The 15,519-nt window shown below is 59.6% G+C and carries 15 protein-coding genes; 10 read left to right on the plus strand and 5 right to left on the minus strand.

Annotation, left to right across the window (positions count from 1 at the left end; translation table 11 throughout):
- The first annotated feature begins 138 nt into the window (after nucleotides 1–138).
- The 5 genes from GIW79_RS01000 to groL all read left to right on the plus strand — a co-directional run bounded on the left by GIW79_RS01000 (nucleotide 139) and on the right by groL (nucleotide 4,762).
- Nucleotides 139–1,146: a DUF481 domain-containing protein gene (locus GIW79_RS01000; RefSeq protein ID WP_034128627.1), complete on the plus strand. Its 1,008-nt coding sequence runs from the start codon at nucleotides 139–141 to the stop codon at nucleotides 1,144–1,146.
- Nucleotides 1,147–1,248: 102 nt separating this feature from the next.
- Nucleotides 1,249–1,980, plus strand: a complete 732-nt coding sequence (locus GIW79_RS01005; RefSeq protein ID WP_236452680.1) for a HugZ family pyridoxamine 5'-phosphate oxidase — start codon at nucleotides 1,249–1,251, stop codon at nucleotides 1,978–1,980.
- Between the two features lie 66 nt (nucleotides 1,981–2,046).
- Nucleotides 2,047–2,523, plus strand: a complete 477-nt coding sequence (locus GIW79_RS01010; protein ID WP_034128625.1) for an FxsA family protein — start codon at nucleotides 2,047–2,049, stop codon at nucleotides 2,521–2,523.
- A gap of 245 nt (nucleotides 2,524–2,768) precedes the next feature.
- Nucleotides 2,769–3,065, plus strand: coding sequence for a co-chaperone GroES (locus GIW79_RS01015; RefSeq protein WP_017846112.1), 297 nt, complete (start codon nucleotides 2,769–2,771; stop codon nucleotides 3,063–3,065).
- A gap of 50 nt (nucleotides 3,066–3,115) precedes the next feature.
- Nucleotides 3,116–4,762, plus strand: a complete 1,647-nt coding sequence (gene groL / locus GIW79_RS01020; RefSeq protein ID WP_034128624.1) for a chaperonin GroEL — start codon at nucleotides 3,116–3,118, stop codon at nucleotides 4,760–4,762.
- A 174-nt stretch (nucleotides 4,763–4,936) separates the two neighbouring features.
- Here groL and GIW79_RS01025 read toward each other — a convergent pair whose 3' ends face one another.
- Both GIW79_RS01025 and GIW79_RS01030 read right to left on the minus strand, forming a co-directional pair.
- Entirely contained in the window at nucleotides 4,937–5,650 is a 714-nt protein-coding gene (locus GIW79_RS01025) for a phosphatase PAP2 family protein (RefSeq protein WP_054897668.1), read from the minus strand.
- A 50-nt stretch (nucleotides 5,651–5,700) separates the two neighbouring features.
- Nucleotides 5,701–7,650: an LTA synthase family protein gene (locus GIW79_RS01030; RefSeq protein WP_236452679.1), complete on the minus strand. Its 1,950-nt coding sequence runs from the start codon at nucleotides 7,648–7,650 to the stop codon at nucleotides 5,701–5,703.
- A gap of 201 nt (nucleotides 7,651–7,851) precedes the next feature.
- Between GIW79_RS01030 and colR the strand changes: the two genes are divergently transcribed.
- The 5 genes from colR (at nucleotide 7,852) to GIW79_RS01055 (ending at nucleotide 11,622) form a co-directional block, all read left to right on the plus strand.
- A complete protein-coding gene (gene colR, locus GIW79_RS01035; RefSeq protein ID WP_003208587.1) occupies nucleotides 7,852–8,535 on the plus strand; it encodes a two-component system response regulator ColR in 684 nt (227 codons plus the stop codon).
- Nucleotides 8,525–9,805, plus strand: a complete 1,281-nt coding sequence (locus tag GIW79_RS01040; protein WP_054897666.1) for a sensor histidine kinase — start codon at nucleotides 8,525–8,527, stop codon at nucleotides 9,803–9,805. The genes colR and GIW79_RS01040 overlap by 11 nt, the downstream gene beginning before the upstream one ends.
- 188 nt (nucleotides 9,806–9,993) lie before the next feature.
- On the plus strand, nucleotides 9,994–10,674 hold the full coding sequence (locus GIW79_RS01045; RefSeq protein WP_003193934.1) for a class I SAM-dependent methyltransferase: 681 nt from the start codon (nucleotides 9,994–9,996) through the stop codon (nucleotides 10,672–10,674).
- A gap of 4 nt (nucleotides 10,675–10,678) precedes the next feature.
- Nucleotides 10,679–11,398, plus strand: coding sequence for a lipopolysaccharide kinase InaA family protein (locus GIW79_RS01050; protein WP_019817333.1), 720 nt, complete (start codon nucleotides 10,679–10,681; stop codon nucleotides 11,396–11,398).
- Nucleotides 11,395–11,622, plus strand: coding sequence for a hypothetical protein (locus GIW79_RS01055; protein WP_003193932.1), 228 nt, complete (start codon nucleotides 11,395–11,397; stop codon nucleotides 11,620–11,622). Before GIW79_RS01050 ends, GIW79_RS01055 begins: the two co-directional genes overlap by 4 nt.
- Nucleotides 11,623–11,823: 201 nt before the next feature.
- On the opposite strand, the gene GIW79_RS01060 is transcribed toward GIW79_RS01055, so the two are convergent.
- Genes GIW79_RS01060 through GIW79_RS01070 form a run of 3 tightly spaced genes read right to left on the minus strand, consistent with a single transcriptional unit; the run spans nucleotide 11,824 to nucleotide 15,459 of the window.
- Nucleotides 11,824–12,921 (minus strand): DUF1513 domain-containing protein, encoded by a 1,098-nt coding sequence (locus GIW79_RS01060; RefSeq protein ID WP_236452687.1) that lies wholly within the window; start codon nucleotides 12,919–12,921, stop codon nucleotides 11,824–11,826.
- Between the two features lie 2 nt (nucleotides 12,922–12,923).
- Nucleotides 12,924–13,988: an imelysin family protein gene (locus GIW79_RS01065; RefSeq protein ID WP_054897663.1), complete on the minus strand. Its 1,065-nt coding sequence runs from the start codon at nucleotides 13,986–13,988 to the stop codon at nucleotides 12,924–12,926.
- Between the two features lie 31 nt (nucleotides 13,989–14,019).
- A complete protein-coding gene (locus GIW79_RS01070; RefSeq protein WP_054918349.1) occupies nucleotides 14,020–15,459 on the minus strand; it encodes a di-heme oxidoreductase family protein in 1,440 nt (479 codons plus the stop codon).
- Between the last annotated feature and the right edge of the window lie 60 nt (nucleotides 15,460–15,519).

Consider the following 15,519-nt stretch of genomic DNA (forward strand, 5'->3'; position numbering starts at 1 on the left):
AGATCGTCGTTGTTTTGTCAGAAACGTCTGTAAACATGACGATGAGTATTGAACTCAATATAAATCCTTGAGTCAGTTCTAGCCATGTAACACTATAACGCCCCTTATTTTCGCCAACCCCGAGTCCCGTACTTGCTTATGTTGTCCAGAACCCTGTTGTGCCTTGCTGTTTTCAGTGCTTCCACGCCCTTGCTCGCCGATACCGTCTGGTTGAAAAACGGTGACCGGCTCACCGGCAAGATCAAAGTCTTCGACGGTGGCAAGTTGCTGATCCAAACCGACTACGCGGGCTCCATTCCGGTGGACTGGAAACAGGTCAAAACCCTGGAAAGTGACCAGGAGCTGCTGGTCAAGCAGGACGCCTACAGCGGTGAAAAGGCCAAATCCTTGCAGGCATCGGATGACGGCAAGGTGGTGCTGGCCAATGGCGAGGCGCCCAAGACGGTGGAACTGGCAAGTATCCAACAGATCATGAAGCCCAAGCCCGTGATCGAAGATCTGGTGTGGAAGGGTAACGTCGACCTGGCGCTGGACTACAAGCGCGCGGACAAAGACACCAACGACTACGACATCGACTTCAAGACCTCGGCCCGTCACGGCCAGTGGCGTCATACGGGCAAGGGCGAATACAACCGCGAGTTCCAGGACGACGTCACCACCACCGACAACTGGGCCCTGGAATACGACCTGGACCGCTTTATCACCGAGCACTGGTTCTGGCAGGGGCGCCTGACCTACAAGCGCGACAAGGTCGAGGACCTGGCGCGCCAGCGCACCGTGGGTACCGGCCCGGGCTACCAGTTCTGGGATGATGAGTTGGGCGCGTTCTCCCTCGGTTCGCTGGTCAACCGCACCGATTACGAATATGCAGACGGCGGCAAGGACAACTTTTACTCTCTGGCCATGAAGTGGAACTACAACCGCTACCTGGTGGGCAAGACCGTGGAGTTCTTCACCAACGGCGAATTGGGCAAGCCTCTGGACGGTCCGGCCGATTACTCCCTGGATGCCGAGATGGGCCTGCGCTACAAAGTCACCGAATGGGCGTCCCTTAACCTCAAGGCCGAGCGTGACGTCATCAGCGGCGACTCCGACAGCAGCTTGAGCAAGACCCGCTACACCGCAGGCTTCGGCGTGGCCTGGTAAACCGGCGTCGGCCACTCTGGCAACCTGCGCAGATATTGATTACCTTGTGTTGAGATCCATTCCCATATGCCATGGGCCGCGGAACACCCGAGGAGTCATCTATTGAGCACGCAGGTTGCCAAGAACGCCCGAGAGCTGTTGCTCAAGGAATACCGTGGGGCGCTCGCCACACAGTCCAAAGCCATGCCCGGCTTTCCCTTTGGCTCGGTGGTGCCCTACTGCCTGGACGAGCAGGGCCGCCCGCTGATCCTGATCAGCCGCATTGCCCAGCACACCCATAACCTGCAAAAAGATCCCAAGTGTTCGCTGTTGGTGGGTGAGCGTGAGGCCGATGATGTGCAAGCCGTGGGGCGCCTGACCTACCTGGCCGAAGCCGAGAAGCTGGAAGACCCCGCCGCCATCGAAGCTGCGGCCGAGCGCTACTACCGCTACTTCCCTGATTCGGCCAACTACCACAAGGCCCACGATTTCGATTTCTGGGTGCTCAAGCCGGTGCGCCACCGTTATATCGGTGGGTTTGGCGCGATCCATTGGGTCGACCAGTTGACCTTGGCCAACCCGTTTGCGGGCAAGGCCGAGCGCAGCATGATCGAGCACATGAACAGTGATCACACCAAGGCCGTCGCCCATTACGTCGACCTCGGCGGTTTGCCGACCAGCGAGCCAGCACAGCTGGCCGGCATCGACAGCGAAGGCATGCACTTGCGTATCGGCCAATCCCTGCACTGGTTGCCTTTCGAGACGCCTTGCAACACACCGACACAAGTACGCGAAGCCCTGGTTTCATTGGCTCACGCCGAGGTGTGGCCGAAAAAAACCACGGTTGACGCTTGAATTTACACAACGGCGACGTCATCTAAGGTGGACTGGCAAGGCATTCTTGCGTTGAGGAACCATTTGATGCGCCCTTTTTTATTGCTCTTTCTGCTGTTCCCGGTGCTGGAGCTGTTCGTATTCGTTAAAGTCAGCGGTGCGATCGGGTTTTTCCCGGCGCTGTTGCTGATCATCGTAGGCTCCATGCTCGGCGTCCTGGTGCTGCGTGTCGCCGGCCTGGCGACCGCGCTGCGTGCCCGTGAAAGTCTGAACCGCGGCGAACTGCCGGCCCAGACCATGCTTGAGGGCCTGATGATGGCCCTGGCCGGTGGCTTGCTGATCCTGCCGGGCTTTATCAGCGACGTGCTTGGCCTGGTGCTGTTGCTGCCATTCACCCGCAAGCTGCTGGCCGGCAAAATGCGCCAGCGTGCTGAAGAGGCCGCCATGCGCCAGCGTGCGTTCGCCGACGACCTGCAACCCCGTGGCGGTCCGGCTCCGCGCCAACCCCTGGGGCGTGAAGGTGATGTGATCGAAGGCGAATTCGAACACCGCGACAACAAATAAGCGCTTCACCGGCACGGCACCTTCGGGTGCCGTGTTGCATTTACCCTTGAGCCGACACAAAAAATTTCATCCCCGGCCCCTTGTAATAAGCCTGGGCGCCCTTATGTAACGGTCACCGCAAGGTTTCTGGTGGTGACACTAGACAGACTTCCGCGTCTCGCCCAGCGAGCCGCGACCGGCACCGCCGGAATTTAACCCGCCGGATTGAACCGGCCGATGAAAAACACAATTAGGAGAGATCGACAATGAGCAAGCTTCGTCCTCTGCACGACCGCGTCGTCATCCGTCGCAGCGAAGAAGAAAAGAAAACCGCTGGCGGGATCGTTCTGCCAGGTTCGGCTGCTGAAAAAGCCAACCACGGTGTGATCGTCGCTGCTGGCCCAGGCAAGACCCTGGAAAACGGTGAAGTACGTGCGCTGGCCGTGAAAGTGGGTGACAAGGTTGTTTTCGGCCCTTACTCCGGCAGCAACACTGTGAAAGTCGACGGCGAAGACCTGCTGGTAATGGCTGAGAACGAAATTCTCGCTGTACTGGAAGGCTGATTTCCCCGCTCATTTTCCCGTTACTACAAAGTATTTAAGGAATATCGATCATGGCTGCTAAAGAAGTTAAATTCGGCGACTCCGCCCGCAAGAAAATGCTCACTGGCGTCAACGTACTGGCTGACGCAGTAAAAGCGACCCTGGGCCCGAAAGGCCGTAACGTGATCATCGAGAAGAGCTTCGGCGCTCCGACCATCACCAAGGACGGCGTTTCCGTAGCCAAAGAGATCGAACTGGAAGACCGTTTCGAAAACATGGGCGCGCAGCTGGTCAAAGACGTTGCCTCCCGTGCCAACGATGACGCAGGTGACGGTACTACCACCGCAACCGTACTGGCTCAGTCGATCGTCAACGAAGGCCTGAAGGCCGTTGCTGCCGGCATGAACCCAATGGACCTCAAGCGCGGCATCGACAAGGCGACCATCGCCATCGTCAAAGAGCTGAAGAACCTGTCCAAGCCATGCGCCGACACCAAGGCCATCGCTCAGGTAGGCACCATCTCTGCCAACTCCGACAGCTCCATCGGCGACATCATTGCCGAAGCCATGGAAAAAGTCGGTAAAGAAGGCGTGATCACCGTTGAAGAAGGCTCGGGCCTGGAAAACGAACTGTCGGTTGTAGAAGGCATGCAGTTCGACCGTGGCTACCTGTCCCCGTACTTCGTCAACAAGCCGGACACCATGGTTGCCGAACTGGACAGCCCGCTGATCCTGCTGGTCGACAAAAAGATCTCCAACATCCGCGAAATGCTGCCAGTGCTGGAAGCCGTTGCCAAAGCCGGCCGCCCACTGCTGATCGTGGCTGAAGACGTTGAAGGCGAAGCCCTGGCGACTCTGGTCGTGAACAACATGCGTGGCATCGTCAAGGTTGCAGCCGTCAAGGCTCCAGGCTTCGGCGACCGTCGCAAGGCCATGCTGCAGGACATCGCCGTTCTGACCGGCGGTACCGTTATCTCCGAAGAGATCGGCCTGAGCCTGGAAAGCGCCACCCTGGAAAACCTGGGTAGTGCCAAGCGTGTGACCCTGTCCAAGGAAAACACCATCATCGTTGACGGTGCTGGCGTTGAAGGCGACATCGAGTCCCGTATCGCTCAGATCCGTGCCCAGGTTGCCGAGACTTCCTCGGACTACGACCGTGAAAAACTGCAAGAGCGCCTGGCCAAGCTGTCTGGCGGTGTTGCAGTGATCAAGGTTGGCGCTGGCTCCGAAGTTGAAATGAAAGAGAAGAAGGCCCGCGTTGAAGACGCCCTGCACGCAACCCGTGCAGCCGTTGAAGAAGGCGTGGTACCTGGCGGTGGCGTTGCGCTGATCCGTGCTCTGGAAGCCCTGACTGACCTGACCGGCGACAACGCTGACCAGAACGTCGGTATCGCTGTACTGCGCCGTGCCGTTGAAGCACCGCTGCGCCAGATCGCTGCTAACTCCGGCGACGAGCCGAGCGTTGTGGTCAACGAAGTCAAGAACGGCAAAGGTAACTACGGTTACAACGCTGCGACTGGCGTGTACGGCGACATGATCGAAATGGGCATCCTGGATCCAACCAAGGTGACTCGTTCCGCGCTGCAAGCAGCATCCTCCATCGGCGGTCTGATCCTGACCACCGAAGCTGCGATCGCTGAAGCACCGAAGAAAGAAGGTTCGGCTGGCGGCGGTATGCCAGACATGGGCGGCATGGGTGGCATGGGCGGCATGATGTAAGCCAGCCTACCCGGCGCTTTAAAAAGCCCCGACTGCAGTGATGCAGGCGGGGTTTTTTTATGCACGGCTTGCCTTCCTCTGTAGGAGCGAGCTTGCTCTCGAAAAACGTCAACGGTAAAGCGTGCTTGCTGAGTAAACGCGGCGCCTGTGCGTTTTTCGCGAGCAAGCTCGCTCCTACAGGAGAATGCGATTAGGCCGGTACAGCAACAAGCAATACAGCCCGAGGCAGATCAGCCAGCAAAAGATCGCTGTCCACACATTGTGGGAAAAGAAATGCGCCCCTTGCAGCATACGGCTGACTGAAAACACGCTGCCCAGGCTGACGGCAAAGATGAACGCATATCGGGCCAGCCGCGGCCGTCGATCCCGCAAGGCAAAGAACCAGGCGAACAAGGCGAACCCGGTGGCGGCATGTCCGCCGGGCCAGCAACGGCCGGGTTTATCGGTAGGTGGGCGCGGGCTGAGCAGTTCACTGTAGGTTTCCTGGCCGCCGAACTCCTTGAGGCTCCAGGGGCATTGCACGGCGGTGATGGTTTTCAATGGCGACACGAACGCCGTCGCCATTCCCAGCGACAGCACCAGGCACACCAGTTCACGGCGGTACGGCTTGAGTCGCTGCAGCATGAAGCTGCCGACCAGGCCCAGAATCGCCAGCACCGAAAACAGGATCACCAGTTGCTTGGCACGGTCATGCAGGATGTCTTCAAGGAAGAAGCTATAGCGGCCAATGAAGCCGCCAGCCTCTGCACTGTAGAAAAGCCTGGCCAGGTCCATGTCCAGTGACGTCAGCTCCAGCAACAGCAAGGCCACTGCAGCGCTGGCAGGCAGGCCCAGGCACAGCCAAAAATCAAGCGGTTTGGAAACCGGTAAAGAGGAGGGGGATTTCATCTCGAACCTTGGTAAAAAAGCCCCGCGCTCACCTGCGCGGGGCTTTTTGATTAGCGTTTGCTTAAGACTGGTGCCTCTTCCTTGGGCGCTTTCCAGCTCAGCAGTTGCTGTTTGTAGTCGTAACTGGCGGCCTGGTAGTAGGTGATCGCCCGTTGAATCAAGGGGTCATCGCTACCGACGCGCAGCTCCTGGCTCTCGCCCAGGGCCTGGTCGTGGCGACGCAAGCCTTGGCGCGGGCTGAGGATTGCCAGGTCCTTGCCATCAAACAGACCCAGGTGCTGGTAATTGCCCACCACCACCCGTGGAGGTAATGGGTTGTCTTGCAGCAGGTTGCGGCCAAAGAATGTCGATTCGTAGCTCAGGTTGAGCAGGCCCAACAAGGTTGGCGCCAGGTCGATCTGGCTGGACAGTTGGGCGGATTCCCGTGCGTCGATCAGCTTGGGCGCGTAGATAAACAGCGGGATCTGGTAGTTGGTGATAGGCAAGTCTTCCTTGCCCGCGCTGCCGGCGGTGTGGTCGGCGACGAACACGAAGATCGTGTTATCGAACCACGGCTTCTGGCGCGCTGCCTCAAGGAACTGGCCGATGGCGTAGTCGGTATATTTCACCGCGCCGTCGCGACCCTTGCCGGATTTGATGTCGATGCGCCCGTCCGGGTAGGTATAAGGACGGTGGTTGGAGGTGGTCATCAGTTGCAGCAGGAACGGCTGTTGCTTGGCGTAGTCGGCGTCGGCCAGTTTCAAGGTCTGTTTGAACAGGTCTTCGTCGGCCATGCCCCAGGCGTTTTTGAACGAGATCTCCGACTCTGGCACGCTGCTCTGGTCCACCACCCGATAGCCGTTGCCGCTGAAGAACGCGTTCATATTGTCGAAGTAACCGCGCCCGCCATAGACAAACACGCTGTCATAACCGATGGCCGAGAGCTGTTGCCCCAGGCTGGCGAACCCGCTTTCGCGGCCGATGCGCTTGACGATCGAACGCCCCGGCGTCGGCGGGACTGCCAGGGTAATGGCTTCCAGGCCGCGGTCGGTGCGTGTACCGGTGGCGTAGAAGTTATTGAAGTACAGGCTCTGTTGGCGCAACGCATCCAGATTGGGCGTGAGGTTGCGCGCATCGCCATTACTGCCCATGTACTTGGCGCTGAAGCTCTCGATGGTCACCAGTACGATGTTGGGCTTGCGCAGTGTGCCGGGGTTGGTGATGGCACGGCGAATATCCAGCGGGTCCTGGTCGAGAAAGCGGGCGTTGGGTTCACTCAGTTCGGCGCGCAACTGCTTGGCGACGACGTCGGTCGGCAGGCTTTTGTAAAACTGGGTGTAGTCCAGTTCGTTGTTACGGAACGCGGCAAAGAACTGATAGGGGCCATTGCTGGCCAATTCGTTGTTGTACGCGTTGCCGCCTTGGGTGCGCGGGCTGTCCTGGCTGACCAGTTGCAGGCTGAGGCCGGCGAGCACCAGCAGGCCCAGGGCGTTGATCACACGGCCACGCAATGGAGGCAATGGCGCTGCCATCGCGGCATTGAAGGGTTTGCGCAGAGCCACGCTCAGAATCAACGCCAGCATTGCCAGCAGGCTCAGCAGCTTGCCGATCGGATAAGACTCCAGCAGGTTGTTCAGTACCTCATCGGAGTACACCAGGTAATCGACAGCGATAAAGTTGAAGCGCACGCCAAACTCATCCCAGAACAACCATTCGGCTACAGAGGTGAACAGCATGGCGAACAGGCTGACGGTCAGCACCGCTTGCAGGAACCAGCGATGGCCACGGCGGCGCCATAGGGCGGGTGGGCAGAGCAGCAGATACAGGCCAAGCGGCAAGGCTGCATAGGCCAGGAAACCCAAGTCGTAGAGCAAACCCACGCCAAACACAGACAACAGGTTGCCGCTGACCTCATTGAGGTGGGTAATGAGCAGCACGCTGCGGGTGAGCAGGAAAACCAGTAACCAGGCACCGGTAATCAACAGCAAATAGCGCATTGGCGCTGTTTTGAAAAAACCCATGTCCAAGTTCCTTATATCAATGGGGGGCGATCTTCGTCCTGACACTGTAGTTAGTTTGTGAAGCTATAGTGAAAAACTTGTTTGGCTCTAAAAACAGTTGAAAAGCTTTATCGGCGGGGCTCTGCGCTCTATCCCTGAGCCCCGCTTGGCCTTAAGCTGCGCGAGCCAACACGGCCGTTACCGCGTACGGAGACACTGCCCATGCGAATTCTATTGGTTGAAGACAACCGCGATATCCTCGCCAACCTGGCCGACTACCTGGGGCTCAAAGGCTACACAGTGGACTGTGCGCAGGACGGTTTGTCGGGCCTGCACCTCGCGGCCACCGAGCATTACGACCTGATCGTGCTCGACATCATGTTGCCCGGCATCGATGGCTACACCCTGTGCAAACGCCTGCGCGAAGACGCGCGCCGCGACACGCCGGTGATCATGCTTACCGCTCGCGATCAACTGGACGACCGGCTGCAGGGCTTCAAGTCCGGCGCCGATGATTACCTGCTCAAACCCTTCGCCTTGTCGGAACTGGCTGCGCGTATCGAAGCGGTGTTGCGCCGTGCCCAGGGTGGCGGGCGTCGTGCCCTGCAAGTGGGTGACCTGAACTACGACCTCGATACGCTGGAAGTCACTCGCGAAGGGCGCTTGCTCAAGCTCAACCCCGTAGGCCTGAAACTGCTCGCCGTGCTGATGCAAAAAAGCCCGCACGTTCTGCGCCGGGAAATTCTCGAAGAAGCCCTGTGGGGCGACGACTGCCCGGACAGCGACAGCCTGCGCAGCCACGTTCATCAATTGCGTCAAGTGATCGACAAGCCCTTCGCCAAACCGCTACTGCAAACGGTGCACGGTGTGGGTTATCGCCTGGCCGAGGGTCGTGATGGAGTTTAAGCAAAGCCTTGCCCAGCGCATCATCATCGCCTTCGCCTTGATGAGTGCGTTGGTGGCGGGGGCCTTCGCCATCGGCATCATCGCGACGGTGCACCTGGTGGAGGAGAAGTTGATCTCGGCTGGCCTGGGGGGTGACCTGCAGCGCCTGTTGCTGATGGACAGCGTTGAAGACTGGAGCCACCGGCCAGAGCCGGACCAGCTGTTCTATTTCAGCGGCGGGCGTGGCGATTTTGAACTGCCCAAGGATCTGCGCCATCTGGACCCGGGGTTCCATGAGGTGTTTCGCGAGGCGCTGTCGTACCACGCCATGGTTGAAGTAGTCGATGGCCGGCGTTATGTGTTGCTGCAAGACCAGAGCGATTTCGAAGAGCGTGAGCGCGTGCTGTTTGCGGTGGTGCTGGTGGGGTTCGTACTCAGCCTGGCGCTGGCAGCGTTCCTCGGCTGGGTGCTGGCCCGCAAGGTGATGGCGCCGGTGGTACGCCTGGCCCGCCAGGTCCGTCATCGTGACCAACTGTTGGGCCTGGCACCGCCCCTGGCGCCGGATTACGCCGCCGATGAAGTGGGCGAACTGGCGGTGGCGTTCGACGCCACCTTGGGTCGTTTACGCCAGGCGCTGTCACGTGAGCAATTGTTTACCAGCGATGTGAGCCATGAGTTGCGCACGCCCTTGATGGTCCTGGCCAGCTCCTGCGAACTGTTGCGCGAAAACCCAGCCATCGATCAGCGCGGTCGCAATCAGGTAGAACGAATTGCCCGTGCCTGTGAAGAAATGCGCGAACTGGTGCAAACCTTCCTGATGCTGGCCCGCGCCAAACACGACGACGCCGCCAGTTCGCCCCAAGGCAACCTCACCCAGGTGGCCGAAGACCTGCTCGGTATCTGGCGCGAGCCCATCGAGAAAAAAGGCCTGACGTTGATCTACCTGCCAGGCAACCCCCTGGACACCTGCTACAACACCACCTTCTTGCATGCGGTGATGGGCAACCTGCTGCGCAACGCACTGCATTACACCGAGCACGGGTTTATCCGCCTGACCCTGGAGCCCAGTGGTTTCACGGTGGAGGACTCCGGTGTCGGCATCCCCGAAGAGAAGCGCGAAGCGATGTTCGAGCCGTTCGTGCGCGGTAGCGAGAAGCGTGGCGAGGGCCTTGGCCTCGGCCTGTCACTGGTGCAGCGGATCTGCGAAAGCCAGGGTTGGAGCGTGAGCCTGAGCACCATGGAGCCTAATGGCTGCCGTTTTCATGTGGAGCTCAACCCAGTCAAAACCTGACCATTCAGTCTGTCATTTTGCTGATGCAGACTGCGTGCTTTTCGGCGAAGATGGCCCGGTGCTACTGAATGTTTCTGTAAAGTCTTGAAATGTATGCAATTGGACAGGACAAGATTTTCACAACGAGTTGACCTGTTGATCACAGTTCGCTGCTTAAGGTCGTAGGCATCAGTTACTGGAGACGTAAGATGCCTTCCCCGATCAAGCTGGAATTTTCTGACAAGTACGACGATCAACACGCGCAGAAATATTTGCTCAAGCATCAGGACAATCTGGCTCGCCGGTTGTCCCACAAGCGCGACGAGCAGTTGGCGCGCGGTGCGCTGGCCATGGCCGGCGAGCCTGGACTGGTGTTGGACTTGCCGTGTGGTGCTGGACGTTTCTGGCCGTTGCTGGCCGAAAAACCCAACCGTGTGATTATCGGAGCTGACAATTCGGCGTCGATGTTGAAGATCGCCACAGCTGCCCAACCGGCAGAGGTGGTGAAACGGGTACGCCCTTTGCAGACATCTGCCTTTGATATCGATTTGCCAGATAACTCCGTCGACAGTATTTTCTGCATGCGCTTGATGCACCACATCGGTGAGCCAGAGCACAGGCTGACAATATTGCGCGAGTTTCAACGTGTTACCCGCGACAGCGTGATTATTTCGCTGTGGGTAGACGGCAATTTCAAGGCCTGGAAGCGCAAGCGCAGCGAAGTGCGTCGTCGCAAAAAAGGTGAGCAAGAAGGTTACCAAAACCGGTTTGTGTTACCGGCTGCTACTGTCGAGGCAGAATTCGAGCAGGCCGGTTTCCGTGTTCAGGAATCCCTGGACTTCATACCGCTCTACGCCATGTGGCGAGTGTATGTATTGCGCAAGAGGTAACAGGATGGCAGTTGAGTGCGTAGTAGGCAGTCATGTAGCTCCCGAAGAACGATTTGATTTTTTCTGGCGTCAACAGGGTGAGTGGGTTGAAGAACCCAACCGCCGACGTGGTGGTGAAAGTGGCGTGCAACGGGTGATAAGCCCTAATGGCCGTTTGCTCTATTGCAAGCGCCAGACCGGCCACATTTACCGTAGCTGGCTGCACCCCTTTGGGCGTCCGACCGTGCTGCGTGAACGCGATGCCCTCAAAGGCCTGCGTTTGCTGGATGTGCGTGTGCCGGAGCTGGTGTTTTGCGAAGCACGTCGCGACCCGGAGCACCAATGGAAAGCCCTGTTGGTCACCGCGTCTCTGGACGGTTTCGACGAGATTGAAAACTGGTACGCCGCCGGTGGCCGCGAACAGTATGGCGAGGCGGTCCACGAGCGCCTGCTGCAAGAGTTGGCCGGCACCTTGGCCCGTATGCACAAAGGCCGCTGGCAACACGGTTGCCTGTATATCAAGCACATTTTCGTGCGGGTGACCGGTGAGCCTGATGCGGCGACTGTGGAAGTGGCCCTGCTGGACTTTGAGAAATGCCGCCAGCGCCTGACCGCTTATCGGGCCGCGTCCCACGACATGCTGCAATTGCGTCGCCATTCGTCGTGGAATGATACCGACTGGAAAAAACTCAGCTACTTTTACGAGACGGCGTTTGGCAGCGCTATCAAGGGTTTAACCAGATGAAGCTAGAAATAGCACGAGGTTTGTTTCTGGTCGGGGCATTGGGTGTTGCAGCCCTGGCCCTGGCGGTATGGGAACAACCTCGTACACAAGTGTTGAGTGCGGTAGACGGTGGCGGGCAATGCCTGCTGCCACGCATTGCCAAGACGAGTGTGGCGGCCAAGCCCGACCATGAATTGCTGTTATTCATGTTCGGCATGTCTCAAGCGATGAGGCCGCAAAGTTGAAACGATTGACCCCGAAAAGGGCCTTGCCATGCGAGGCCCTTTTTTTATGGTGCGCCAGGCATGATCATTCCCACGCTCTGCGTGGGAATGCCTCTTGAGACGCTCTGCGTCTCGTCCGTTAGCGCCAGTGACGCAGAGCGTCACGGGTCGCATTCCCACGCAGAGCGTGGGAACGATCAGCCATTTTGATGTCGTCGGTCTTTAGACCAGGTGCAGGTGGTTATCCCAGAACCCCGCCGGTAACTCCAGTGGTGTTGCCAGTAACTTTTCCTGGCGGCAGTCATAGAAGCGGCAACGCCCCTGACCGGATGTCACCACAAACCCATCCGCCACCGCACCCACCCCCGCACAGTCCGGCAAGGGCCCATCCAGGCGTAGTTCGGTGGTGTCCATGTCCCAGATAAAAAAGCGATTGCCCCGCGGTGCTGTCAACGCCACCAGGCGCAGTTCGCTATGCACCGCCACGCTGGCGGTGTAATGCCCCATCGCCTGCAACTGTTCGTCAGCCACCGGGAACGCCACGAACGGCTGCCCCGGTCGCTTGATCGCCAGCAACTCGGAACGCTCCTGGGACGGGCCCATGAACTGTTGCCCGGTGAGGATGGTGCCATCGCTGGCAATACCCATGTGCCGCACGCTGTTCATCTGCTGGGCCAGGGTTTCCTTGCTGATCAGGCTGCCGTCGCGCCGCATCAGCACCAGGCTCGGCTCCATGGCATTGAGGTTCATCTCTACCCGGCTTTCGGCTTCGGTACGAATGCCACCGTTGGCCACGATCAGCGTCTCGCCGTCGGGCATCCACGAGACTTGATGCGGGCCGATGCCGTGGGTAGATATCTCGCCGCTGTGCACCAGCCGCTCACCTTCAAACTTATACACACCCAACAGGCCGCGGCCAGGGTCGGAGGTGTCGTTCTCGGTGGCGTACAGCCAGTCACCGCTCTTGTGGATCACCGCATGGCCATAGAAATGGCGGTTGGCGTTGGAGGTGATGGTTTGCAGCAGCCTGCCATCGCGCAGGTCGATCAGGTAACTCTCGGTGCCTGGGCGACGGGCGACGAACAACGCAATCGGCAACGTCGGGTGGTTGATGATGTCATGGCAGCGCTGGCCGACCTGGGTTGCAAATACCGGCTTGCCGTCCAGGCGATAGCCGACAGCGTAGTGCTTGCCGTCGGCGTCATCGCGCGCCGACAGCAGCAGCGGGCCTTTGTCTTTGTGCTTGAACAGCGTCCAGCCACCCAAGGTGATAGCGCTGAGCAGCACGCTGCCCACCGCCAAAGCCTGTCGCCTGAGCATCATCAGTCACCGTCGTTGGCGTTAAAGCCCAGTTGTACGCCCAGCGCCTTGGCCAGTTCACCTTCATGCAGGCGGTGGACTACGTTGAGGCTGTCGTAGATGTCGTTGAGTTGCTGGCGCCCGACGTCGTCGTTCAACAGTTCGTTGAGGGTGCGCTGGTTGCTGGCGAACAGTTTCAGCGACGCTGCGTAGGCGGCGTCGATTTTCTCGGCCAGTGGCTTCTGGTCCGCCGGCAGCAGGCCACGCAGGCCTTTGTTATCCACGCCCACCCACACGGTCTGAGCCGCGGCGAGGCTGGCTTCCAGGCTCTGCAGGGACGACTGGCTGCGCCAGGCATCGGCCTGGAACGGTTGCGGGATGCCCTTGGTCTGGCGGCCCATTGGGGTGCCGAGTTTTTTCTTCAGGGTGTCCAGGGCGGTCACTTGCACGCGCAGCAGATCGGCGATGGCTTCGTGGGAATCAGCGTAGCGTTGGTTCGGAAACTTGGTCATTTGCGCGAGCATACCGTCGGTGCTGTTCCAACTGGCCAGGATCTCTTCGGCCAGGACTTTCTGGCGCTCGCCGATAGCCATCAGCAACGGGCAATAGCGGGCTTTCTGGGCTTCGTCGGCGACGTCGGGCTTGGCGTCGTAGAGGATGTATTCGTAGGCCGACAGGCCCTGCACCACCACGCTGGATTTCGCCAGGGCCGCGGCGTCGATCTGCGGCTGTGCACTGACCAGTTGCTCGACCTGGCGGCCGACCAGGTTCTTCTTGTCTGGCCAGAACTGCACCTGCCACGCCCGGTTGCCTTCGGCCAGCGGGCCGATCAGCAGCGGTTGCAACTCGGCCCAGGCTTTTTGCGCGTGTAGGAAGTCGGCGCGGGCGGTGTCCAGGCTTTCCTTGCCTTGGCAGTAGGCCAGGGCGCTGACGGCCAGTTGACGGTCGGCCTCAACCCAGCGGCTATAGGTTGGCAGGATCACTTGTTTGGCGATGGCTGCCGAGGTCACTGCTTGCGGGTCTTGGGGCGAGCAAGCGCCCAAGGCCAGGGCGGCGAGGCTGGTGAACAACAACTTGGGACGAAACATGTCGAGCTCCCTTCTGTAAGTGGGGCAAAGCTTATAAAGAATTCAGGAACGCCAGCAACGCGGCACGCTGCTCGGCATTGAACGACAACACATGTTGCTGCGCCGCTTGAGCTTCACCGCCATGCCACAGCACGGCTTCAAGCAGGTTGCGGGCGCGGCCGTCATGCAGGAACTGGGTATGACCACTCACGGTTTGCGTCAGGCCGATGCCCCACAGCGGCGGGGTGCGCCAGTCGCGGCCGGTGGCTTTGAATTCGCTACGGTTGTCGGCCAGGCCTTCGCCCATATCGTGCAGCAGCAGGTCGCTGTAAGGGCGGATCAACTGGTTGGCCAGTTCAGGTTCGGCGGCATTGGCGGTGGTGGTGAAGCTGGGCTTGTGACAGCCCTGGCAACCGGCCTGGTAGAACAGGTTCTTGCCGGCCAGCACTTGCGGCGTGTCAACGTCCCGACGTGCGGGCACCGCGAGGTTGCGGGTGTAGAACAGCACCAGGCGCAGGATGTTATCGCTGACTTCCGGTTCACCCTGCGGGCCATTGCCGTTGGGCGCCTGTTTGCAGGCCACTTGGGCGTCGGTGCAGTCATCGAAGGGTCTCAGGGACGTGGTGAGGCCCATATCACCAGAAAACGCGTGAACGTTTTGTTGATTGAGGTTGGGCTGCCCGGCTTTCCAGCCAAAACGCCCGAGGACAGTTTTGGCCTGAGCGTCATCCCAGACCCAATTGGCGCGGCCCAGGATGGCCTCTTTGTCGGCGGTCTTGGGGTCGGTGTTGCGCAGGATATCGGCATCGCTGATCGCTTCGAGCAGGCCCAGGCCGATCATCGGCGGGGCGATACGCGCCGAGAAGCGTGTGTCGGGGTGCATCGGGCCGTAGCCGAGTTGGGTGATCTGCAGGTCGGGCTTGCGTAATTCAACGAGCGTGCCGTCCTTGAACCTGACGTTGACCGGTGTGTAGTCGACCCGCACCTTGCCTTCCGGCGCAACGCCAGGCACCGCCATGTCCTGGAGTTGCCCGCCGTAGACCGGCTCGGGTACCACGCCGATCTGTTCGATGAGCTTGGCGTAGGCGGGCTGCTCTGTAATAGAGGGATGGATGGACAGGCGCACCAGCATCGATACGGCATTGGGCGCGTCGGGCAGCGGCGGGTGGCCACGGCCATCCTTGATATGGCAGTTCTGGCAGGCGTTGGTATTGAACAGTGGGCCCAGGCCATCGCGCGCCGTGGTGGTGGACGGCGCAATCACCCACGGGTTGCGAAAGAAACTGTTGCCGACGCTGAAGTCCAGGCGCCGCGTCGGCGCCAGGTTGGCCGAGGGCAAGGAAAAGGCGTTCTGGTCGCGCTTGTTTACCGTCGCCGCGCCACCGGCCCGCGATTCACCCGGCTCTGCTTTCGTGAAGCGAGGGGCGTCATCGCAAGCAGTCAGGCTTAAAGCCATCAACGCTGCAGGCAGGTACAAAAGCGCACGGAACATCGAGATTCCTGGACGAGGGCAGAAAATTAAGGCGCAAAGTCTAACAGGGCAGGGCAGATT

This window comes from Pseudomonas sp. PA-7-1E (genome assembly GCF_021605325.1).
Classification (GTDB): Bacteria; Pseudomonadota; Gammaproteobacteria; order Pseudomonadales; family Pseudomonadaceae; genus Aquipseudomonas; species Aquipseudomonas fluorescens_BV.